This is a genomic window from Streptomyces sp. NPDC058371 (assembly GCF_042723265.1).
Classification (GTDB): domain Bacteria; phylum Actinomycetota; class Actinomycetes; order Streptomycetales; family Streptomycetaceae; genus Streptomyces.
In genome coordinates, this window is record NZ_JBHXJC010000001.1 from 84,421 (window position 1) to 106,097 (window position 21,677).

General features: G+C 70.1%; 19 protein-coding genes. 10 read left to right on the forward strand and 9 right to left on the reverse strand.

The annotated features are described in order from the left end of the window. Positions 1–28: 28 nt before the first annotated feature. The 8 genes from ACFWM2_RS00385 to ACFWM2_RS00420 all read right to left on the reverse strand — a co-directional run bounded on the left by ACFWM2_RS00385 (position 29) and on the right by ACFWM2_RS00420 (position 7,439). Entirely contained in the window at positions 29–1,198 is a 1,170-nt protein-coding gene (locus ACFWM2_RS00385) for a hypothetical protein (protein WP_383271393.1), read from the reverse strand. A 10-nt stretch (positions 1,199–1,208) separates the two neighbouring features. Next, positions 1,209–2,588: a type VII secretion integral membrane protein EccD gene (eccD, locus tag ACFWM2_RS00390; protein ID WP_383271395.1), complete on the reverse strand. Its 1,380-nt coding sequence runs from the start codon at positions 2,586–2,588 to the stop codon at positions 1,209–1,211. Between the two features lie 21 nt (positions 2,589–2,609). Then, positions 2,610–2,897, reverse strand: a complete 288-nt coding sequence (locus ACFWM2_RS00395; RefSeq protein ID WP_383271397.1) for a hypothetical protein — start codon at positions 2,895–2,897, stop codon at positions 2,610–2,612. A 74-nt stretch (positions 2,898–2,971) separates the two neighbouring features. Continuing rightward, complete coding sequence (locus ACFWM2_RS00400; protein ID WP_383271399.1) at positions 2,972–3,835, reverse strand: immunity 49 family protein; 864 nt, start codon at positions 3,833–3,835, stop codon at positions 2,972–2,974. Next, positions 3,832–6,336, reverse strand: coding sequence for a hypothetical protein (locus tag ACFWM2_RS00405; RefSeq protein WP_383271401.1), 2,505 nt, complete (start codon positions 6,334–6,336; stop codon positions 3,832–3,834). The genes ACFWM2_RS00400 and ACFWM2_RS00405 overlap by 4 nt, the downstream gene beginning before the upstream one ends. Continuing rightward, a complete protein-coding gene (locus tag ACFWM2_RS00410; RefSeq protein WP_383271402.1) occupies positions 6,333–6,728 on the reverse strand; it encodes a DUF6507 family protein in 396 nt (131 codons plus the stop codon). The genes ACFWM2_RS00405 and ACFWM2_RS00410 overlap by 4 nt, the downstream gene beginning before the upstream one ends. Before the next feature lie 42 nt (positions 6,729–6,770). Then, complete coding sequence (locus tag ACFWM2_RS00415; protein ID WP_383271404.1) at positions 6,771–7,082, reverse strand: pore-forming ESAT-6 family protein; 312 nt, start codon at positions 7,080–7,082, stop codon at positions 6,771–6,773. A 24-nt stretch (positions 7,083–7,106) separates the two neighbouring features. Then, a complete protein-coding gene (locus ACFWM2_RS00420; RefSeq protein ID WP_383271406.1) occupies positions 7,107–7,439 on the reverse strand; it encodes a hypothetical protein in 333 nt (110 codons plus the stop codon). Between the two features lie 422 nt (positions 7,440–7,861). Between ACFWM2_RS00420 and ACFWM2_RS00425 the strand changes: the two genes are divergently transcribed. Continuing rightward, positions 7,862–8,521, forward strand: coding sequence for a response regulator (locus tag ACFWM2_RS00425; RefSeq protein WP_383271408.1), 660 nt, complete (start codon positions 7,862–7,864; stop codon positions 8,519–8,521). Between the two features lie 247 nt (positions 8,522–8,768). Beyond that, positions 8,769–9,953 (forward strand): cytochrome P450, encoded by a 1,185-nt coding sequence (locus ACFWM2_RS00430; protein ID WP_383271410.1) that lies wholly within the window; start codon positions 8,769–8,771, stop codon positions 9,951–9,953. A 172-nt stretch (positions 9,954–10,125) separates the two neighbouring features. Here ACFWM2_RS00430 and ACFWM2_RS00435 read toward each other — a convergent pair whose 3' ends face one another. After that, positions 10,126–11,136: a Gfo/Idh/MocA family oxidoreductase gene (locus ACFWM2_RS00435; RefSeq protein WP_383271412.1), complete on the reverse strand. Its 1,011-nt coding sequence runs from the start codon at positions 11,134–11,136 to the stop codon at positions 10,126–10,128. 128 nt (positions 11,137–11,264) lie between these two features. Between ACFWM2_RS00435 and ACFWM2_RS00440 the strand changes: the two genes are divergently transcribed. The 8 genes from ACFWM2_RS00440 to ACFWM2_RS00475 all read left to right on the forward strand — a co-directional run bounded on the left by ACFWM2_RS00440 (position 11,265) and on the right by ACFWM2_RS00475 (position 21,551). Further along, positions 11,265–12,002, forward strand: a complete 738-nt coding sequence (locus ACFWM2_RS00440) for a GntR family transcriptional regulator (protein ID WP_383274021.1) — start codon at positions 11,265–11,267, stop codon at positions 12,000–12,002. A 174-nt stretch (positions 12,003–12,176) separates the two neighbouring features. Beyond that, positions 12,177–13,169, forward strand: a complete 993-nt coding sequence (locus ACFWM2_RS00445; protein WP_383271414.1) for a sugar ABC transporter substrate-binding protein — start codon at positions 12,177–12,179, stop codon at positions 13,167–13,169. Between the two features lie 140 nt (positions 13,170–13,309). Then, on the forward strand, positions 13,310–14,314 hold the full coding sequence (locus ACFWM2_RS00450) for a sugar ABC transporter substrate-binding protein (RefSeq protein ID WP_383271416.1): 1,005 nt from the start codon (positions 13,310–13,312) through the stop codon (positions 14,312–14,314). Next, a complete protein-coding gene (locus tag ACFWM2_RS00455; protein WP_383271418.1) occupies positions 14,311–15,384 on the forward strand; it encodes an ABC transporter permease in 1,074 nt (357 codons plus the stop codon). The genes ACFWM2_RS00450 and ACFWM2_RS00455 overlap by 4 nt, the downstream gene beginning before the upstream one ends. After that, on the forward strand, positions 15,381–16,202 hold the full coding sequence (locus tag ACFWM2_RS00460; protein WP_383271420.1) for an ATP-binding cassette domain-containing protein: 822 nt from the start codon (positions 15,381–15,383) through the stop codon (positions 16,200–16,202). The genes ACFWM2_RS00455 and ACFWM2_RS00460 overlap by 4 nt, the downstream gene beginning before the upstream one ends. A gap of 472 nt (positions 16,203–16,674) precedes the next feature. Next, complete coding sequence (locus ACFWM2_RS00465) at positions 16,675–17,859, forward strand: ROK family glucokinase (protein ID WP_383271422.1); 1,185 nt, start codon at positions 16,675–16,677, stop codon at positions 17,857–17,859. After that, the gene (locus ACFWM2_RS00470; protein WP_383271424.1) at positions 17,856–18,440 is read left to right on the forward strand and encodes a sugar kinase; all 585 of its coding nucleotides are present in this window, start codon (positions 17,856–17,858) and stop codon (positions 18,438–18,440) included. The genes ACFWM2_RS00465 and ACFWM2_RS00470 overlap by 4 nt, the downstream gene beginning before the upstream one ends. Before the next feature lie 105 nt (positions 18,441–18,545). Next, entirely contained in the window at positions 18,546–21,551 is a 3,006-nt protein-coding gene (locus ACFWM2_RS00475; RefSeq protein WP_383271426.1) for an SNF2-related protein, read from the forward strand. Positions 21,552–21,677: the final 126 nt, after the last annotated feature.

The window sequence follows — 21,677 nt, forward strand, 5'->3', positions numbered from 1 at the left end:
GTTCGGGGCGTGTTCACCTGGCGTGTGTTCATCGCACCCTCGCCGCCAGGCGCATCGCTTCCGCGGCCAGGCGAACGGTGGCATCGCGGGCGGCCCGGCCCAGCATTGCGGTACGGATGGGGCCGCCCTGGGCCAGATGCCGGTCATAGGGGAGCCGGACGACGGTCACGCCCGTCTCCCGCAGGTGTGCGGCCGCCGTCTTCTCGTCGAGCGTGGCGTCGGGGGAGTTCGCGGACAGCGCCACCACGGTGCCGGCCAGGGCTGAGTGCGGCAGCTGCGCCAGCCAGTCCAGCACCTGCCGGGTCCCGTTGACGCCCTCCGCGGTCATCGGGGCGACCACCACCCGGGCGTGGGCGGTGTCCATCGCCGTACGGGCCACCTCACCGGGCAGGGTCTCGCAGTCCACCACCGTCACCGCGAAGTAGCGCCGCAGCGCCAGGGTGACCGTGCGATACGTGCGTACGTCCATGGGCGCGCCGACGCGTCCCTGACTCGCGGGCAACAGCCAGCCGCCGTCGGTCACCGGGACCAAATACCCCGTGACATCGGTGAGTTGCATCGCAGGGGTGAGGATCTGCGCCAGGTCCGCGCACGACCAGCGCACCGACTCCGCGCCCATCCGCACCGGCAGCGTACCCAGCGCCGCGTCCGCCTCCAGGGTCAGCACGGGATCGTGCCGGTAGTGGTTGAAGGTGCGGCCCAGCAGAGCGGAGACGGTCGACTTGCCCACCCCGCCCCGGATGGACGTCACCGCGATGACACGCCCGGTGGTGACCGGATGCTGCAACTCCCGCGCGATCCGCGTCTCTTCAGCTACTTCCTGGGTGGCTGAAGCGGTGAGTTTGCGGAGCGTGCGTCCGGTACGGCGGGTCACGGAATCGCCGTGCTGGGGGCGCCCCAGGGCGTGCGCCAGGCGGGGGTCGACCGTGGGTACGGACTCCGGAGTGTGCAGGGGAAGCCGGGGACGACGGGATGCCCGGACAGCGGGGTCCGACGGCGGCGCCGGGTCGGACCGCTGAGGGAAACCCGGTGCGGCAGCTCCACCCGCATCAGCGGGCGGCTCCTGGGCGGGGTACGTCAGTCGGAGCGGCGCAGTGGGCTCGGCCGACGCAGGGGCGGGTCCGGCCGCTTCGTCCGGCGTACCGTGCTGCCCCAACTGCCGCAGCACATCCCGCTGCCAGTCCCCGCCCTGAGCCATGAAGTTACCCCTACGCGAAGGTGTCGAGCAGACGCCCGTACACGCCGAACGCCCCGATGACGAGCGGGAACAGGGCGATGACTCCCACCGACTCGAGCACATCGCCGAAGCGCCGCAGCCGCACCCGCACATGCTCGGCGGGCTGTACCGCCAGCACCAGCAGCGGCAGGGTGGCCAGCGCGACGAGCACGGCCAACGGCCCCGCGGCACCGGAGTGCTCCTGCCACACCCCGATGAGCCGGACGGCGACCACGGCAGCAGCCCCGAACAACGCCACGACCTCGGTGACGAGCGGGAAGGCACGTGCGCGCAGCGCCAGAACGCCGGTGACCACCACGGCGAGCGAGACGGTCCACGTCGACGGCGCGCGCAGTACGAGAAGCCCCGCCGCCATGGCCGAGACGGCCAGGACGATCGTGGCGAGTGCCAGGCCACGATGAGTGGCGGTCAGGGCGGTGCTCACCTGGTACCGGCTGACAGAAGTGCCGCTGGACCGACGGTCGTCCAGCCCGGAAAGACCGGACGCCATCAGCGCGAGCCGCGGCAGCACACCCAGGGCGACAACCGAGAGGACGCTCAGCAACGCACCCACACGGGCCTGCTCCACTGACGTACCAGCGCCCGACTGAAACGCCACCGCCACCTGCCAGCAGACGACACAGCCGGCCACTGCCGCGGCACCGACGAGCCCACCGCGGCCCAGCGCCGTGAACCAGCCCAGCAGGAGCAGCGTCACAACGAGAGCGACCGCCACACCGGCCGGCCGCACCGCGCCGGACCAGGCATGGGCATCGGCCACGGTCCACGCCCCGAGCGCACCGAGGGCTCCGCCGGTGACGAGGAGCGTGGTGGCCAGACCACGTTGCCCGGCCCGCCCGAAGAGCGCGCCCGCGAGTGCGGCCACTGCGGCAACGGTCACCAGAGCGCTTCCCACGACCGACAACGCGAACTCGCCGCGCGCGAGGAACCCGGCCACGACAGCCCAGCCGAGCGTCGCGACTCCCGCGACGACGCGCCGGGACGCAGGGCTCCACCGCCACGCACGTACATGCAGATCGTCCGCGGCCTCATCGGTGACGTCATGCACCACGGGCGCCGCGGGGGCGTCCTCCAGCCGCACGAGCCGCAGGGCGGCGCCGTCCGGAACCCCGGCCGACTCCAGCGTGCTGTCATGTGCGAGGGCCGAACCGTCCGCGGTGACCAGATGCCGCAACTCGGGCCGAGCCGATACCCGGTCGTCCAGCAGCCGCAGCACTTCGGGCAAGAGCAGCCCGATGGGTTCCTGGGAGGGGAGGACGAGATCAACGCGTCGCCGCTCGCCGATCAGAGTGACGCGGCTCAAAGCCGTCCGGTTCGACGTCGTACGGCTCAGGGACCCCGCAGATATCACGCGTTCGAACCTATCATCGAGTCATCGGGTGGAAGACGCCGAAGGCGCCGAAGGCGTTGCGGAAGGCGAGGAAGACGGCACAGGGGTGCCGTACGGGCTTTTCCCCACGACCCGGTGCGAAACGAAAGACCAGCCCACACACCCCGCACACAACACCGCCGCGACCACGATGCCGGCGAACACCTTCCCCAACCGCTCGTCAACCGACCGCCGCTGCCGCTGCGTTCCGAACAAGACGGCATCCCGCAGCCGCCGGCGCCGAACCGACACCGACTCCAGCAATTGGCTGTCGTAGTCCTGGGCTGCCACAGGTATCCGTTGTCCGTTTCAGTTCTCAGGGCGACGAATCAGTTCTCAGGATCTTCTGCAGAGTTTTCCGTGCCTCAGGTGGGGAACTCGCCGAGCCAGCTGGGCTGGAGGAGGTGTTTGGGCAAGTAGTCGGACTCGACCTCGATGGGGATCCCCCCGTCGTAGGCCAAGCACGCGATGGCCAGCGGGCCCAGGGCGATGCTGCCGTCGATGTCCGCCGCCCGCTCTTCGCTCAAGGTCCAGTAGGCCCGGTGCAGCTTCAGCGCCTCGACCAGGGCTGGGCCGAAGCCCTCTTCGTCCTTGCGTACGAAGTGGTAGAAGAGGTTGATCGGCGGACAGAGCACACCCTGCAGCAGGTCCCGGGGGGCAACCCGCGCCACTGAGGGGTCCGACGCCTGGAACGCGGCAGTGAGCTTCTCCACGAGCCCCGGCTGCCGCAGCCAGTACGTCTGCAGGGTGTCCACCCAGTGGTAGATGTACTCGTCGTACTGCCCCTCCGGCGCACGTAGGCGCTCCAGCGGGATCTCGCACAGTTGCGTCATGCGGTCCTGTTCGCGGCAGATGACAGCCAGCCAGAACGCCTGCAGCCAGGTGCCCGCATCAGCAGTGGACAGGGGGCCGATGGCCCGCAAGCTGCGCATCTTGCGGTCGATACGACACTCGACGGCGCCCTCGTTCGCGCCGGTCACAGCAAACAGCGCAGAACCCAGTTGCATCGCTGTGACCGTGGCTTCCCACGTCTCCACTGCCGCCGCTCGCGGGTCGATGACACAACGAGCGCGCAGGTTCAGGACCGACGTGTTGAAGGTCCCGTCGATAGTGGACGTGGACTCCTCAAGCCGATCGATCTTCCTGCTGAAGTACTGGCTGAGCCGTTCCCCGTACTGCTCGGCCTCGGGGCCCGACGGCAGTCCGTGCCGGTCGATTCGTACGGTCACGGAAGGGTCCCCTTGCTGATGTCGAACCGGCGATACTTGTATCCGGTGTACGTACCCGCGTTCTTCTCGCCCTTGACGACTACATAGTCTAGCTTCCCTTCGTTCAGCGCCTTATCGAGGGTTTCCGCTAGATCGAGCTCGCCACGTTTCTCCATGGCGTCGATGATGCCGTAGAAGTATTCCCTGCTTCCCTGGGATACCTGGCGGCCGTTCGGAAGGGTACGTCTGCCCAGCTCGGTGCTGGGACTGCTCTTGGCCTCGATGACAACGACTCGGCCGTCCTCGCGTGTCCATACCTGGTCGAACTGGTCATTTCCGCTCTTCGGGCCGAGGAGTGTCTCCTTCTCGAAGCCCGGGTAGTTCTCGGCGATGTAGTGGTATTCGGCCGCCGCCTCACCGAATTCCTCGGCCCTGTCTCCCATTTGGGTATGGGATTCCTTGTACGTCCCCTTGGCCTCGCCCCACTGTGCGGCAGTATCGACGGTGCCGTGGAACTCGTGGGCCTTGCCTGCATCCGCTTTCCAGTCCGAGACAAGGTTGTCCCACTTGATAGCGAGATGACGGAGCTTCGCAGCCCCTTCCAGGGCGCGACGCCGCACCTTGCTGGTGACGGTGTCGGCGTCTACGGAGATGTAGCCGTCGTCCAGGAAATGCGGCTTGGGTGGCGCCGGTACATCGTTGGCACGGGTCCACGGCACGTCATTGGAGAGTCGATTGAGCTGTGGTGGCGTATACCCACTCTCGTCGTAGCGCTCCAGGAGCCTTCGGGTGCCGTCTTTGCGGTAGTAGTGCTCGAAGTAACCGGGCTCGTGGTTGGCCCGGTAGACCTGGATCTCCTCGATCTGCTCCAGCGTGAGCGATCCAGGATGTCCGTATGGATTGCTTCCCTCACGCATGAAACTGGGGCGTTCCACCTCAGCGCGCTGACCTGGGATGTCACTGTCCAGCCTGTCCGCGCCGTCTCCGAGCGCATCGTCGCCGGTCCGACCGAAGTCGTCCAGGCCGCCGCTCCCGTGGCCGCCGGAGCCCGCCCCGACATGGCCGTTTCCAATCGGCCCGGCACCGGACCTTCGGGTCTCGGGGCCGACGGTGTGTGCGGCTCCGCCCCTGCCGGATGCTTCCCCAACGTGAGCCGTGGCCCCGGGCGTGCGTGAGGAAGCGCCGACGCCGGCGGGCTCTCGCTGCTGTGCGGGCGTTTCCTCGGGCGTGGTCCGCGCTTCTGCGGCTGCCTGCTGGCGTGGCGTGTCCCCGACGACGTTGCCGTGCTTGTCGACGGGGATGAACTTGCCGTCCTCGATGACCACTTTGGAGCCATCGCCGAGCTCGATGACGCTGTGCAGGCGCTCGGCGTCAGCCGAGGCGCCGATGCCGGTACGGATTCCGGCGGTGAGGTCGGAGAGCTTGGGCAGGGCGCTGATGGCTTTGCCGGTCGCTTTGAGGCCGACGTTGACCGGGTCGATGTACTCACCGACTTTGGCGGCGATTCCGGCACCCTTGGCGACCGCGCCGACTTCGCCGCCCTTGGCCGCGATGGCGAGGGGGCCGGCGCCGAGGGTGAGTCCGTTGAAGACGACCGTTGCCGCGGCGCGGGCGGGGTTCTCGCTCCACATGTCCCAGGCGACGATGGATTTGGCGAAGTCCTTGGCGGCCTTCTTCTGCCGGACCTCGGCGGCGCTCTCCTTGTCCGGGCCGATCGCCCAGTCCATGAGCGCGTCGTAGGGCTTGGCGGTGTACTGGCCGATCCCGCCGAGGACGTCACCGAGGTGACCCCAGGCGTCCCCCGCCGCGTCCGAGCCGTTCCAGCCGACCAGCGAGCCCAGCCCCTTGATGCCGCCCCAGATGTTGTCGATGACGAGGCCGTCCCAGAAGAAACTCTTGGCCCAGTAACCGACGTCCCACGCGTGGTGGGACTCGCTCTCCGGGGTGCCCCAGGGCGTGTCCTTGGCGTGCTTGAGGTCGTCGAGGCCGTAGCCGTACATCACCGTCTTCTTGTTGACGGTGTGGTGGCCGTCGTCGACCACGAACTCCGGACCGCCCACGAGAGCCGAGATCTTGGTGGCGGCCCGGCGCTCGGCCTCCCTGAAGGCGCTCTCGGCTGCGGCGACGCCGTCCATGAGCTCCTGGTGACGGTGGATCTTGTCCCCGTCGTACGTCCAGTCGTCGTCGCCCTGGACGCTGTCGACGAACGCGAAGGCGTCCGTCTTGAGCTGGGCCAGCTTCTTGGCGAGCGGCCGGGCCTCGATGGAGTACGTGTCCAGCGCGTCCGCGACCTTCTCCAGCTTGGTGGCGAAGGCGTCCGACTTGTCCATCACCGGTTGCGTGGTGGCGAACAGGTCGTCGGCTTCCGGTGCGGTGTAGAAGGCCTCCAGCATCTGGAAGCGGGAGTGCACGTCCATGCCGCTGTCGCGGATTCCGATGGCGTCACTGCGCAGCCCGGAAGAGTCCTTGTCCAGCTGGTCGAAGTCGCCGGTGAACTGGGATATGGCCGACGGCTCGATCACTTGTCGCCGCCCTCCTTGCCCTTGCCACCCTGGCCCGGCAGATCGACCTTCGGTGCGCCGAGCGCTTTGTGTTCCGCCTGGGCGGCCATATCGAGATCCCCGGCGAGGTAGTACGCGGTCGCCTCCCGGGCCCCGTTCACCGACTTCGCCGCCCGCGCGCCGAGGAACAGCACATCACCCGCGGTCTTCTCGACGAAGATGGCCAGCGCCGCGCCGACAGCACCGGGTGGCGCGACCCCGCAGTACGGACCGCTGATCGTGCCGGCAGACGTGGCCGCGCTCTCCACATCTGTTCCGTACGCCTTGACGTGCTTGGCCACGTCGTCCATCGCGTCAGCGACCAGTGAGGTCACGAACTCGACGCCGGACGACGAGATGTCCCACCCCGACATGCCCAACCCCCGTTGAAACGTTCCTGCTTGATGCGGCGCTGGTCAGCCGATGTTGTCGACGGCAGCGCGGGCCTTGGCCATCGTCGACTGCGCGGTGCCGTCGTTCTGCTCCAGCGTGGTGCGTACGAGGCGGATGATGTCGCGGACCTCGTTGGCCGCACGGTTCCAGCGGACTTCCTTGCCGTGGTACTCGTCGGAGACGCCGTCGGCCTGGAACTCGGCCATCGCGGCCTGCACCGCGCGGTCGCGGTCGCCGAGGACGCGCTCCAACTGGCCGATGACGCCCTGGAGGCTGCCCTGCACCTCGGTGGAGGCGCCGGTGTCGTACGAGCGGCGGTCCTGGTTCTGCCCCATGGTCACGTTCCCCCTGTGTGTTTGCTATCGGGCGCCGAAGCGGGCCGCGTCGAAGTTGGCCTGGCCCATGTTCTGGTGGGCGTTGTCCTGCTGTTCGACGTCACCGGTGCCGAAGGCGCTGTCCATACCGCCCTGGCCGCCCAGGATCGCGCCCAGCGATCCGTTCAGCGCGTCGGTGATCTCGTCCGCATGGTTCTTGAACGAGTCGAACGCGGCCTTGCCGGCGCCGTTGAACTTCCCCTCCAGCGGCTCCGCCGCCTGCACCAGCCACCTGATCAGCGTGCCCAGGTCCTCAGTCGACCCGATCGTGCTCTTGCCGAGATCCGCCAGGGTCGACGACCCCATGTCGAACTTCATCCACCCGCCCCCGTAAGTCTGTTGTGTACCGCGACCGTTCGGCCACCAGGGCGTGCCCGTGCGTCACACCCGCCTCACAGTCCGTCGAACATCCTCTCGCATCACTGGTTGCAGGCGCAACGCAGTATGGGGCGAAGTGGCGTGATCCATCCCATGAGTTGTCCCGCCGCACCCCCTCAGCCGAGGGTCCGCGACGCTGGACCGAAGGTCGGCCCTGGGCTCTGCACCGGCCACCCCGGCCGCCGCTCGGGCTCGCCTGCCGCGCTGATGGCGGCTGAAATATGCGGTGCCGATGCGGCGCCGATCAATGCCATCGGAGACAGCGCAAGGCCATGGACCTCACGCCGGTCTCGGTGTGCCGTGAGCTGATGTGCAGCCGAGCGGCGGCGCCTTCTGAGGGCGGACCTGGCTACCGTGTTGCCATGAACACAATCCGCCTGCTCCTCGTCGACGACGATCCTCTGGTCCGGTCCGGTCTTTCGTTCATGATGGGGGGCGCGGCGGACATCGAGATCGTGGGGGAAGCGGCGGACGGCGGAGAGGTCGCGGGCCTCGTCGACAGGACTCGCCCCGACGTGGTGCTCATGGACATCCGGATGCCCACGATGGATGGACTGACGGCGACTGAACGACTGCGTGCCTGCAAGGACGCCCCGGAAGTGGTGGTCCTGACAACGTTTCACGCGGACGACCAGGTGCTGCGAGCCTTGCGTGCAGGCGCTGCCGGGTTCGTCCTCAAGGACACCCCACCCGCTCAGATCATCGAGGCGGTCCGCAGGGTGGCGGCTGGCGACCCGGTGCTGTCGCCCGCGGTCACCCGGCAGCTGATGTCGCATGCGGCTGCCTCCGATCGGGACGTGCGCAGCGAGCGGGCGAATCAGTGCATCGGCCTGCTCAACACCCGTGAACGCGAAGTCGCCATCGAGGTCGGCCGAGGAAAGTCCAACGCGGACATCGCTGCTGAGCTCTACATGAGCGTTGCGACGGTGAAGACCCATGTGTCCCGCATTCTGACGAAGTTGGACCTCAACAACCGCGTGCAAGTTGCCCTGATGGTGCACGACGCAGGCGTTCTGGACTGAGTCGCCACCCCTCGCCGGCTGCGTCTGGACGAAGCCCGCACCCCGCTGCCGCAGCACCCTTGGAGGGTTCTGGGAATAGGTGACCCGCTCGCCAGATACCCCTTCTCCCTCATCCTCGCCAAGCTCGACCTCAACAACCCGGTACCGACAGCCCTGTTGACGTACGACGCGGGACTCGTTGAGGACGACGGGCACTGGGCGGCCCGCAGCGGCGTTGGAAGGGGAGGGGAGACACAGGGGGCGGGACATGACGGAGTTGATCGACCTGGGGAAGTACGGGACGCGGTTCACCGAGGACCCGTATCCCGTGTACGCGGAGCTGCGCGCGTTGGGTCCCGTGCACCGGGTGCGGCTGCCACCGCCGGACGCCCACCACGAGACCTGGCTCGTCGTCGGATACGAGGAGGCGCGGGCAGCGCTCGCCGATCCCAGGCTGGCCAAGGACGGCCAGAAGATCGGAGTCACGTTCCTCGACGAGCAGCTCATCGGCAAGTATCTGCTGGTCGCCGACCCGCCGCAGCACACGCGGCTGCGCAAGCTGATAGCGGGGGAGTTCACCGCGCGCCGGGTGGAGGCGCTGCGCCCGCGCGTCCAGGCGATCGCCGACGCGCTGCTCGACGACATGCTGCCGGTCGGCCGCGCCGACCTCGTCGAGTCGTACGCGTATCCGCTCCCGCTCACCGTCATCTGTGAGCTGCTGGGCGTTCCCCCGCTCGACCGGGCGGCTTTCCGCGCCTTGTCGACGGAGGCGGTCGCGCCCTCCAGCGCCGAGAGCGAGCACAGTGCCTTCGTCGAACTCGCCGCGTATCTCACCGACTTGATCGAGGACAAGCGCTGCGCGGGACCGGTCGACGACCTGCTCGGCGATCTGATCCGTGCGACCACCGAGGACGGCGACCAGCTCTCCGCCCAGGAGCTGCGCGGCATGGCGTTCGTGCTGCTCATCGCGGGCCACGAGACGACGGTCAACCTGATATCCGGCGGCGTCCACGCCCTGCTCACGCACCCCGGTCAACTCACCGCGCTGCGAGCCGACATGACCCTCCTCGACGGCGCCGTCGAGGAAATGCTCCGCTACGAGGGTCCGGTGGAGAACGCGACGTTCCGTTTCGCCGCCGAGCCGCTGGACATCGCGGGAACGGCGGTCGCGTCGGGCGACCCGGTGATGATCGGGCTCGCCGCGGCCGACCGTGACGGGGGCCGCTATCCCACGCCGGACCGCTTCGACATCCGGCGCGACGCCCGCGGCCACGTCGCCTTCGGGCACGGCATCCACTACTGCCTGGGCGCGCCCCTGGCCCGCCTCGAAGCCCGTGTCGCGCTCCGCTCGCTGCTGGAGCGCTGCCCGGACCTGGCCCTCGACGGCCCGCCCGGCGCCCGGCTACCCGGCATGCTCATGCGCGGGGTGCGCAGTCTGCCGGTGCGCTGGTGAGCAGGGAGCCACCACGTCCGGGGCGCGGGGAGCCGCGAAGTCCGGAGTGCGCGGAGCCACCACCTCCGGGGTGCACGGAGCCCGCGAGTCGGGGGTGCACGGAGCCCGCGAGGGTGTACGGCTCCTCCTTGCGCCGGGCGCAGATGAGGAGCCGTACCTCCGGGGACCGCGCTCAGTCGCGTCCGCCCGGGATCTCCGCCAGCCGGACCGGCCGGTGGTCGAGGCGCGACAGCTCGCAGGCCTCCGCGATGCGCAGGGCGTGCAGGGCCTCGCGGCCGTCGCAGGGGTTGGCGCGCTCGCCCCGGACGACCTCGACGAACGCGCTGAGCTCGGCCTCGTAGGCGGGTCCGAACCGATCGAGGAAACCGGTCCAGGGCTTGTCGGCGGGCGGCGGCCCGGCCGGCTCGGTGGAGGCGATCGGCGTTCGGTCGTCGAGGCCGACGCCGATCTGGTCCAGCTCGCCGGCCAGCTCCATGCGGACGTCGTAGCCGGCGCCGTTCAGCCGCGTCGCCGTCGCCGTGGCGAGCGTGCCGTCGTCGAGGGTGAGGACGGCCGCGGCGGTGTCGATGTCGCGCGCCTCACGGAACATCGCGGGCCCCGCGTCGGACCCGGTCGCGTAGACCTCGGTGACCTCGCGGCCGGTCACCCACCGCACGATGTCGAAGTCATGGACCAGGCAGTCGCGGTAGAGCCCGCCGGAGAGCGGAAGGTAGGCGGCCGGGGGCGGCGACTGGTCCGACGTCATTGCGCGGACCGTGTGCAGCCGCCCGAGCCGGCCGGAGCGCACCGCCTCGCGGGCGGCCGTGTACCCGGCGTCGAAGCGACGCTGGAAGCCGAGCTGGAGCACCGTCCCGGCGGCGTCGACCTCGGCGAGCGCGGCCAGCGTGCCCGGCAGATCGAGAGCGATGGGCTTCTCGCAGAAGACCGGGAGGCCGGCGCGCGCTGCCCGACCGATCAGTTCGGCGTGGGCCGAGGTCGCCGCCGTGATGACCACGGCGTCCACGCCCCAGGTGAAGATCTCGTCCACGCTCGGCGCCGCCGTGGCACCCAGGCGGTCCGCCAGTTCGTGCGCCCGCGCGGTGTCCGCGTCCGTGACGATGAGGGAGCCGACCTCGCGGTGGCGGTTGAGAGCGGTCGCGTGGAATGTGCCGATACGACCCGTTCCGATAAGTCCGATGCGCATGGGAACAAACTGAGGGCGGACCCGGCACCCTGTCAATGGTTTGTCCGGACAATCGAACTTCACAACTTCCCGTCAACATCTCCCGGAGCTACGCTCGGCGGGTGCCGAAACCAGATGTGGATCCGACCGTGTCGCTCCAGCTCAGCGTCGACCGCAGCAGTCCGGTCCCGCTGTACTTCCAGCTGTCCCAGCAGCTGGAGGCCGCGATCGAGCACGGAACACTCACCCCGGGAAGTCTGCTGGGCAACGAGATCGAGCTCGCCGGCCGGCTCGGGCTGTCCCGGCCCACGGTCCGTCAGGCCATCCAGTCCCTCGTCGACAAGGGCCTCCTCGTCCGGCGCCGAGGCGTCGGCACCCAGGTCGTGCACAGCCAGGTCAAGCGCCCCCTGGAACTCAGCAGCCTCTACGACGACCTGGAGGCGGCGGGGCAGCGCCCGGCGACCCGGGTGCTAGTCAACGCGGTCGAACCGGCGTCCGCCGAGGTCGCGGCCGCGCTCGGAATCGCCGAGGACAGCGACGTACACCGCGTCGAACGGCTCCGGCTGGCGCACGGCGAGCCGATGGCGTACCTCTGCAACCATCTGCCGCCCGGGCTGCTTGAGCTCGACAGTGCCCGGCTGGAGGCCACCGGTCTGTACCGGCTGATGCGCGCCGCCGGCATCACCCTGCACAGCGCCCGCCAGTCCGTCGGCGCCCGCGCCGCCACCGAGGAGGAGGGCGAGCGGCTCGGCGAGCCGTCCGGCGCCCCCCTGCTCACCATGCAGCGCACCACGTTCGACGACACCGGCCGGGCCGTCGAGTTCGGTTCCCACACCTACCGCGCCTCGCGCTACTCCTTCGAGTTCCAGCTCCTCGTACGCCCCTGACCCGGCCGCGCGCCCGGTCCGGCAGGCGGCCCGGGGCTCGAACGGGACTCGCTTCGGGCACCCTCCAATCTCAATCGTAAGAATGTTCTGACAAACCCATTGACGGTTGTGCGGACCCGGAGCTAGAACTCCCCACAGCCGCAACGGGGCGGCGGGAGAGAGGGTGGTCCCACCATGCGAACAGCCCGCACAGCAGCAGCGGTGATAGCCGTGATCGCGCTCGCCGCCGGGTGCAGCAGCTCCGGCGGCAAGGACTCCGCGGACAAGGCGAGCGGCAGCGGAAGCGGCGGCAAGGCCGCCGGTACGCCCCGCCTCAAGATCGCGATGGTGACGCACTCCGGCGAGGGCGACACCTTCTGGGACATCGTCCAGAGCGGCGCCAAGCAGGCCGCGTCGAAGGACAACGTCCAGTTCCTCTACTCCAACGACAAGGAAGCCAACGGACAGGCCCAGCTCGTCCAGGCCGCGATCGACAAGAAGGTCGACGGCATCGTCGTCACGCTGGCCAAGCCCGAGGCGATGAAGGACGTCCTCGCCAAGGCCGAGAAGGCGGGCATCCCGGTCGTCACGATCAACTCCGGCGCGGAGTTCTCGAAGAAGTTCGGGGCACTCGTCCACTTCGGCCAGGACGAGTCGGTCGCCGGTGAGGCCGTGGGCGACGAGCTCAACAACCGGGGACTGAAGAAGGCCGTCTGCGTCATCCACGAACAGGGCAACGTCTCGCTGGAGCAGCGCTGCGCGGGCGTGAAGAAGACGTTCAAGGGCTCCCTGGAGAACCTCAACGTCGACGGCACCAACGCCCCCGGCTCCCAGTCGTCCATCGAGGCGAAGCTCCAGGCCGGCAAGGACATCGACGCCGTCGTCACGCTCGGCGCGCCGATCGCCGCCGTCGCGGTGAAGGCCAAGGCCGACGCGGGCAGCAAGGCACAGATCGCCACCTTCGACCTCAACGCCGAGGTGGTCAAGCGCCTGAAGGCCAAGGAGGTCGGTTTCGCCGTCGACCAACAGCCCTACCTCCAGGGCTACGAGGCCATCGACGAGCTGTGGCTCTACAAGACCAACGGCAACGTGATCGGCGGCGGCCAGACGGTGCTCACCGGTCCCGCCATCGTCACCGAGAAGGACGTGCCGCAACTCGAGAAGTACACCGCGCGCGGGACCCGCTGATGGAGTGCATGATCCCCGTGTTCGATACTTGGGCGTTTGGGGCCGGTGAGACGCCGGCCCCCGGGGCCTACGGAACGGCCCACCGGGCCGGTCCGCGGGCCCCGGCGCACCAGACAGCACAGCAAGAAGGGCACGGCCTCGTGGCACGCACTCGGACCTGGGTAAGCATCGCGCTCGCAGGGGCGCTGGGGGTGTCTCTCGCGGGATGCAGCAGCACCGGCGGGAAGCGGGCCGAGGACGCCCGCAAGGAGGCGTCGGCCCAGGGCAAGGCCGCGGTGAACACGCCCAAGTGGACGTTCGCGATGATCACCCACTCGGGTGATGGCGACACGTTCTGGGACATCGTCCAGAGCGGCGCCAAGCAGGCCGCCGTCAAGGACAACATCGACTTCCTGTACTCGCACAACGCCGAGGCCCAGCAGCAGGCGCAGCTCGTGGACGCCGCGGTCGACAAGAAGGTCGACGGCATCATCGTCTCGCTGGCGAAGCCCGACGCGATGAAGGCCGCCGTCGCCCGCGCCGAGAAGGCGGGCATTCCCGTGATCACCGTGAACTCCGGTTCCGAGGAGTCCAAGGCGTTCGGCGCGCTCACGCACATCGGCCAGGACGAGACGATCGCCGGCGAGGCGGTGGGCGACGAGCTCAACAAGCGGGGCCGGAAGAAGGCCCTGTGCGTCCTGCACGAGCAGGGCAACGTCGGCCACGAGCAGCGCTGCGCGGGCGTCAAGAAGACCTTCAAGGGCGATGTGCAGAACATCTACGTCCAGGGCACGAGCATGCCCGACGTGCAGTCGTCGATCGGGGCCAAGCTCCAGTCCGACAAGTCCATCGACGCCGTCGTCACGCTCGGCGCCCCCTTCGCGGACACCGCGGTGAAGGCCAAGAAGGACGCGGGCAGCAAGGCCGAGATCGACACCTTCGACCTGAACGCCAAGGTGGCCGCCGAGCTCAAGGACGGCACCCTCGGCTTCGCCGTCGACCAGCAGCCGTACCTCCAAGGGTACGAGGCCATCGACCTGCTCTGGCTCTACAAGTACAACGCCGACGTCCTCGGCGGCGGCAAGCCGGTGCTGACCGGACCGCAGATCATCACCAAGGACCAGGCCGCCGCGCTGGAGGCCTACACGAAGCGGGGGACCCGATGACCGCACCCGCACCTGCACCCGCACCGGCCCCCGCGCCCCCGCCGCCGGCCAAGGTCGACGAGCGGCTGCTGAAGTCCTCGCCGCTGCGCAAGCTCATGGGCCGCCCCGAACTCGGTTCGGTGGTCGGCGCGATCGCGGTCTTCGTCTTCTTCGCGATCTTCGCGGACAGCTTCGTGCGGGCCGCGAGCCTCAGCACGGTCCTGTACGCCTCGTCGACGATCGGCATCATGGCCGTACCGGTGGCCCTGCTGATGATCGGCGGCGAGTTCGACCTCTCCGCGGGCGTCCTGGTCACCAGCTCGGCGCTGATCTCCTCGATGTTCAGCTACCAGATGACCGCGAACGTCTGGGTCGGCGTGCTGGTCTCCCTGATCGTCACCCTGGCGGTCGGCGTCTTCAACGGCGTCATGCTGACCCGCACCGACCCGCCGAGCTTCATCATCACGCTCGGTACGTTCCTGATGCTGACCGGTATGAACCTCGGCTTCACCAAGCTGATCAGCGGCACGGTCTCCACGAAGTCGATCTCCGACATGCAGGGCTTCTCCTCCGCTAGGGACGTCTTCGCCTCGACGTTCACCATCGGCGGTGTCGACTTCAAGGTCACCATCCTGTGGTGGCTGGGCCTCATCGTGGTCGCCACCTGGGTTCTGCTGCGCACCCGGATCGGCAACTGGATCTACGCCGTCGGCGGCAACGAGGACGCGGCCCGCGCGGTCGGCGTCCCGGTCAACAAGACCAAGATCGGCCTCTACATGGGGGTCGCGTTCGGCGCCTGGATCTCGGGCCAGCACCTGCTGTTCTCGTTCGACGTCGTGCAGTCCGGCGAGGGCGTCGGCAACGAGCTGATCTACATCATCGCGGCCGTCATCGGCGGCTGTCTGATCACTGGCGGCTACGGCTCCGCGGTCGGCGCGGCGGTCGGCGCCCTGATCTTCGGCATGGTCAGCAAGGGCATCGTGTTCGCCGAGTGGAACCCGGACTGGTTCAAGTTCTTCCTGGGAGTGATGCTGCTCCTGGCGACCCTGCTCAACCACTGGGTCCGCAAGCGCGCGGAGGTGACGAAATGACGACGAACCCGAAGCTGACGAAGGGTGCCGCCGGCACGGAACGTGCGGCACTCGTGGAGCTCGACGACGTCAGTAAGTACTACGGCAACATCCGCGCCCTCGAAGGTGTCTCGCTGGAGGTGCACGCGGGCGAGATCTCCTGCGTGCTCGGTGACAACGGCGCCGGCAAGTCCACCCTGATCAAGATCATCGCGGGTCTGCACCAGCACGACTCGGGCACGCTGCGCATCGACGGCGAGGAGACCCGGCTGTCCTCCCCGCGCGATGCCCTGGACCGCGGTATCGCCACGGTCTACCAGGACCTCGCCGTGGTCCCGCTGATGCCGGTCTGGCGGAACTTCTTCCTCGGCTCCGAGCCGTCGAAGGGCAAGGGCCCCTTCAAGCGCATGAACGTCGAGTTCATGCGCCGGACGACCTACGCCGAGCTGCTGCGCATGGGCATCGACCTGCGCGACGTCGACCAGCCCATCGGCACGCTCTCCGGCGGTGAGCGCCAGTGCGTGGCGATCGCCCGCGCCGTGTACTTCGGCGCCAAGGTCCTCGTCCTCGACGAGCCCACCGCCGCCCTGGGGGTGAAGCAGTCCGGTGTGGTCCTCAAATATGTGGCCGCCGCACGGGACGCGGGACTCGGGGTCGTATTGATCACCCACAACCCCCATCACGCCTACCTCGTGGGCAACCGCTTCGTGCTCCTGAAGCGCGGCGCCATGTTCAGCAGCAACAGCCGCGAGGACATCTCCCTCGACGAGCTGACCCGCCAGATGGCGGGCGGCAGCGAACTGGACGACCTGCGACACGAACTGGAGCGGACCACGTAGGACGATCCTTCGACACCAGGGCCCCGGTTCCCCGCGCTTCTCTTCGAGGGGCGCGGGACAACTTCTTGAGGTGTGCGGCGAGGCCTTTGAGGGGCGTGGGGGACTGCGCGACAGGCCCCCGCCGGCCTGCGTCGAGTCAGCCGACGCGAGGGTTCCCGCGCTTCGCTGTGAGGGGCGCGGAGAGGTCTTTGAGGGGCGCGGGGAACTGCGCGACAAGCCCCCACCGGGCCGCGGCCGGGACACGACCCGGGGTCTGGGGCGGAGCCCCAGGGTCCGTGACGCGGCGGCAGGCCGAGGGGGGCGAAAGCCTCACCGGATGCCACACCCGCGCCAAGCGGCGACCACGCGACGCGAGGCCCGTGGACGCACCCCGTGCACACGCGCGCACGCACCCCGTGCGCAACAGTGCCGCAGACCTGGCCGGAGGCTCCCGCAGTGCAGTCCCGCCGCACCGTAAGGCAGAATCGGCGCGATGAGCACCTACCGCGACCTCGCGCTCCCCCGAGCTCTCGGCTCCGCTCGAGCAGCCGGCGCCCCCATCGGCTCCCGCCGGGCCACCGTCCTGCGGACCGCGGGCACGCGCGAGCGCCGATCCCATCTGACGGCGCCCCGGGTCCCCACCGTGGGCATCGACATCGGGGGCACGAAGGTGATGGCGGGCGTCGTCGACGCCGACGGCAACATCCTGGAGAAGGTCCGCGCCGAGACGCCGGACAAGTCCAAGAGCCCCAGGGTCGTCGAGGACACGATCGTCGAACTGGTCCTGGACCTCTCCGACCGTCACGACGTGCACGCGGTGGGCATCGGCGCGGCCGGCTGGGTCGACGCCGAGCGCAACCGCATCCTGTTCGCCCCGCATCTGTCCTGGCGCAACGAGCCGCTGCGCGACCGGCTCGCCGGACGGCTCGCCGTCCCGGTCCTCGTCGACAACGACGCCAACGCCGCGGCCTGGGCCGAGTGGCGCTTCGGGGCCGGCCGTGGCGAGGACCACCTCGTCATGATCACGCTCGGCACCGGCATCGGCGGCGCGATCCTGGAGGACGGCCAGGTCAAGCGCGGCAAGTTCGGGGTCGCGGGCGAGTTCGGCCATATGCAGGTCGTGCCCGGCGGCCACCGCTGCCCCTGCGGCAACCGCGGCTGCTGGGAGCAGTACAGCTCCGGCAACGCCCTGGTCCGCGAGGCCCGCGAAATGGCCGCCGCGGACTCCCCGGTCGCGTACGGGATCATCGAGCGCGTCAAGGGCAACATCCCCGACATCACCGGGCCGCTCATCACCGAGCTGGCCCGCGAGGGTGACGCCATGTGTGTCGAACTCCTCCAGGACATCGGCCAGTGGCTCGGCGTCGGCATCGCGAACCTGGCGGCCGCCCTCGACCCCTCCTGCTTCGTCATCGGCGGCGGTGTCTCGGCGGCGGACGACCTGCTGATCGGCCCCGCGCGCGACGCGTTCCGCAGGCATCTGACCGGCCGCGGCTACCGCCCCGAGGCCCGTATCGCCCGCGCCCAGCTCGGCCCCGAGGCCGGCATGGTCGGCGCGGCCGATCTCGCCCGGCTCGTCGCCCGCCGCTTCCGCCGCGCGAACCGGCGCCGCGTGGAGCGCTACGAGCGGTACGAACGGTTCGCGGAGTCCCGTCGTACGGCCCGGGAGTCGCTGTGACCGCCTCCCTGCCGCGCCAGGCGTCTCCGCCGGACGAGCCGCCGCGCCCCACCGAGGAGGACCGGCGCCACATGATCCGCCGGCGTGCGCTCACGCTGCTGATCATCGTGCTGCTCATCGGCGTTCCGGCCGGCTATCTGGTGATCTCCGCCGACCAGAGCCGCAACAGCGGCAAGGACAAGGAGGAGAAGTACTCGGCGACCGGCCTCACCAAGGGCTGGCCCTCCCGCGTCCAGCGCCGCCTCTACCAGGTGCCCGTGCCCGGCTACTCCACGGACGTCGCCTACTACGAGACGAACAACTGGAAGACCAGCCGCCTGTACGTCCAGTTCCTCACCAGCGACGACGGCCTCGACACGTTCCTCAAGAGCATCGGGACCAGCCGCGACGCCCTGAAGGAGGACGACATCACCATCGGCGCCCGCGACCAGGGGGTCGTCGGATGGGAGTTCTCCGACGGTGGCCCGTGGTCGGGCCTCGTCCACCGGCAGAAGAACCCGGCACCCACCCAGGACGTCGTCGTGAACTGGTCGAGCCCCGGGCACCCCATGGTGTACGTCGTCTCCCGCACGACGCCCTGACGGCTCCGCCGAGGCACCGGCCCCGTTGCCGCGGCCGATTGTCAGAGGCCGCCCGTAGAGTCGAAGACATCTGATTCGACTGCGGGGCGGGAGGTGACCAGACGTATGAGCGGCGGGACGACCGGGACGATGTGGCCGAGGGCCGAGACTGCCGACGCGGCCGTGCCGCTGCGGCTCGCCGCCGTCTTCCTCCCCGCGCCGCTGCCACGCGACGGCCGCGTGGCCTTCTGGGATCCGGAGGCCGCCCTGTCCGCCGGACGGGGGGCTGAGCCTGCCACCACAGCGCCCGAAGGCGGAGCCGATCCGCTGGGTGCGCTGTCCATCGGGAAGGCGTCCGACCCGGCAGGTGGTGTGCCGTCGCCCGGAGCCGGCCCGGCGGCCGGGCTCTCCGTCGGGCAGATCGCCGATCTGGTGGGTGCACCGTCCGCCGGTCCGACGGAGCTCACTGTCGTACGACGTCATGGGGCCGGAGCCCGGCGGGTGACGGTGCCCGCGCGCACCCTGGGGGTCGCCGAGGCCCTGCCGCTGCTCGCCGGTGCCCGGCGCCACCCGGGCGCGCATCCCGCCACCGTCTGCTGGGGCGCCGCCGCACTGCACGCGCTGCGGCTCGTCGCGCGCGGGCGCCTGCTGCCGGGGCTGACGCCCGACGGCCTCGACGCCTGGCGGGCGGGGCCCCTGGACCCGGACGACATCGCCCACCTCAGGGCGGTGGCCGCGGCGCTTCCCTACGAGGGTCACGCGGTTCCGCTGCCCGGCAAGGGCCCGCTCCGGCTGCCCGAACCGGAAGCGCTGATGCGCTCCTTCCTGGACGCGGTCGCGGACACCCTGCCGCGCACCCCGGCCGCGCCGTTCGCGTCGGGGAAGCCCTTCGCGGCGCGCGGCCCGCAGCGCCTGCCGGGTGCTCACGACTGGGCGGCCGAGGTCGCCGCGGGCATGGACGCGGGCGTGCGGATCTCGCTGCGCCTCGACCTCTCCGCGTACCAGCTGTTCGACGACGCCGAGGACGCGCACCGCGCGGGTGCCGCCGTCGTGCAGGTGCACAGCCTCGCCGACCCCACCCTCGTCGTGGACGCGGCAGCCCTGTGGGCGGGTGAGGCCGACGCGACCTTCGGTCCACGCGCGCGGGTGGACGCCGCCCTCGCAGTCCGCCGCGCGGCCCGTGTCTGGCCGCCCCTGGACCGCCTCTCCGAGCAGGACGTGCCCGACGTCCTCGCCCTCTCCGAGCAGGAACTGTCCGATCTGCTGGGCGTGGCGGCGAACCGGCTCGGCGCGGCCGGCGTCGCCGTGCACTGGCCCAGGGACCTCGCCCAGGACCTGAGCGCGGCGGCCGTGGTGCGCCCGGCACCCGGCTCGGCGACCGACGGCTCGGGCTTCTTCGAGGGCGAGGAACTGCTGCAGTTCCGCTGGCAGTTGGCGCTCGGCGGTGATCCGCTCACCGACGCCGAGATGGACGTGCTCGCCGAGGCCCACCGTCCGGTCGTCCGGTTGCGCGACCAGTGGGTGCTCGTCGACCCGGCTCTCGTCCGCAAGGCGCGCAAGCGCGAACTGGGCCTGCTCGACCCGGTGGACGCGCTCTCCGTCGCGCTCAGCGGCAGCGCGGAGGTCGACGGAGAGACGGTCGAGGCGGTGCCGGTCGGCGCGCTCGCCGCCCTGCGCGACCGGCTGACGGCGGGCCCGACGCCCGCGGAGCCGCCGCCCGGCCTCGCGGCCACCCTCCGGGACTACCAACTCCGGGGCCTGGCCTGGCTGGACCTCATGACGTCCCTCGGGCTCGGCGGCTGCCTCGCCGACGACATGGGACTCGGCAAGACGGTCACCCTGATCGCCCTGCATCTGCGGCGGGCCCGCAGCGAGCCGACGCTCGTCGTCTGCCCCGCGTCGCTGCTGGGCAACTGGCAGCGCGAGATCGCCCGCTTCGCCCCCGGCGTCCCCGTCCGCCGCTACCACGGCCCCGACCGCACCCTGAAGGACCTGGACACGGGGTTCGTCCTGACGACCTACGGCACGATGCGCTCGGCGGCCGCGCGACTGGCCCAGCAGCAGTGGGGCATGGTCGTCGCGGACGAGGCCCAGCACGTCAAGAACCCGTACTCGGCGACCGCGAAGGCCCTGCGGACGATCCCCACCCCCGCACGCGTCGCCCTCACGGGCACGCCCGTGGAGAACAACCTCTCGGAGCTGTGGGCGCTCCTCGACTGGACGACCCCCGGGCTCCTGGGCCCCCTCAAGTCCTTCCGCGCCCGGCACGCGCGCGCGGTGGAGAACGGCGAGGACGAAGAGGCGGTCGAGCGGCTCGCCCGGCTGGTCCGGCCGTTCCTGCTGCGCCGCAAGAAGTCCGACCCGGGCATCGTGCCCGAGCTGCCGCCCAAGACGGAGACGGACCACCCGGTCCCGCTCACCCGCGAGCAGGCCTCCCTCTACGAAGCGGTGGTGCGGGAGTCGATGCTGGCCATCGAGACGGCCGAGGGCATCGGCCGCCGGGGCCTGGTCCTCAAGCTCCTCACCTCGCTCAAGCAGATCTGCGACCACCCGGCCCTGTATCTGAAGGAGGACGCGAGGACCGCCGCCCACGGACCGGCCACCCGCTCCGGCAAACTGGCCCTGCTGGACGAGCTGTTGGACACGCTGCTCGCCGAGGACGGCTCGGCACTGGTCTTCACGCAGTACGTGGGGATGGCCCGCCTCATCACCTCCCACCTCGCCTCGCGTGCCGTCCCGGTCGAACTGCTCCACGGGGGCACGCCGGTGGTGGAGCGCGAGCGCATGGTGGACCGTTTCCAGAGCGGGGCCACTCCGGTCCTCGTCCTCTCCCTGAAGGCGGCCGGCACGGGCCTGAACCTCACCCGGGCCGGTCACGTCGTCCACTTCGACCGCTGGTGGAACCCGGCCGTCGAGGAGCAGGCCACCGACCGCGCCTACCGCATCGGCCAGACCCAGCCCGTCCAGGTCCACCGCCTGATCACCGAGGGCACGGTCGAGGACCGCATCGCGGAGATGCTGGAGGCGAAGCGGGCGCTGGCCGACGCCATCCTCGGCTCCGGCGAGGCCTCCCTGACAGAGCTGACCGACCGCGACCTGTCCGACCTGGTCTCCCTCCGGAGGCCCACGTGAACGCCGTCGCGGACGGGGCGGGTTCGGGCCGGGCGGATTCGCAGGAGACGGGCCCGGGCGGGGCCGAGGTGGAGGAGGCACGAGCGAGCGGTGAGGCGAGGGCCGCCCACGAGGCACGCCCTGCCC

Bases quoted from the DNA above. Each gene is read 5' to 3' on its own strand.
- ACFWM2_RS00460 (WP_383271420.1), top strand. From the start codon at position 15,381: ATGACGACGAACCCGAAGCTGACGAAGGGTGCCGCCGGCACGGAACGT.
- ACFWM2_RS00415 (WP_383271404.1), bottom strand. From the start codon at position 7,082: ATGGGGCAGAACCAGGACCGCCGCTCGTACGACACCGGCGCCTCCACC.
- ACFWM2_RS00425 (WP_383271408.1), top strand. From the start codon at position 7,862: ATGAACACAATCCGCCTGCTCCTCGTCGACGACGATCCTCTGGTCCGG.
- ACFWM2_RS00385 (WP_383271393.1), bottom strand. From the start codon at position 1,198: ATGGCTCAGGGCGGGGACTGGCAGCGGGATGTGCTGCGGCAGTTGGGG.
- ACFWM2_RS00465 (WP_383271422.1), top strand. From the start codon at position 16,675: ATGAGCACCTACCGCGACCTCGCGCTCCCCCGAGCTCTCGGCTCCGCT.
- ACFWM2_RS00430 (WP_383271410.1), top strand. From the start codon at position 8,769: ATGACGGAGTTGATCGACCTGGGGAAGTACGGGACGCGGTTCACCGAG.
- ACFWM2_RS00455 (WP_383271418.1), top strand. From the start codon at position 14,311: ATGACCGCACCCGCACCTGCACCCGCACCGGCCCCCGCGCCCCCGCCG.
- ACFWM2_RS00420 (WP_383271406.1), bottom strand. From the start codon at position 7,439: ATGAAGTTCGACATGGGGTCGTCGACCCTGGCGGATCTCGGCAAGAGC.
- ACFWM2_RS00445 (WP_383271414.1), top strand. From the start codon at position 12,177: ATGCGAACAGCCCGCACAGCAGCAGCGGTGATAGCCGTGATCGCGCTC.
- ACFWM2_RS00475 (WP_383271426.1), top strand. From the start codon at position 18,546: ATGAGCGGCGGGACGACCGGGACGATGTGGCCGAGGGCCGAGACTGCC.
- ACFWM2_RS00410 (WP_383271402.1), bottom strand. From the start codon at position 6,728: ATGTCGGGGTGGGACATCTCGTCGTCCGGCGTCGAGTTCGTGACCTCA.
- ACFWM2_RS00435 (WP_383271412.1), bottom strand. From the start codon at position 11,136: ATGCGCATCGGACTTATCGGAACGGGTCGTATCGGCACATTCCACGCG.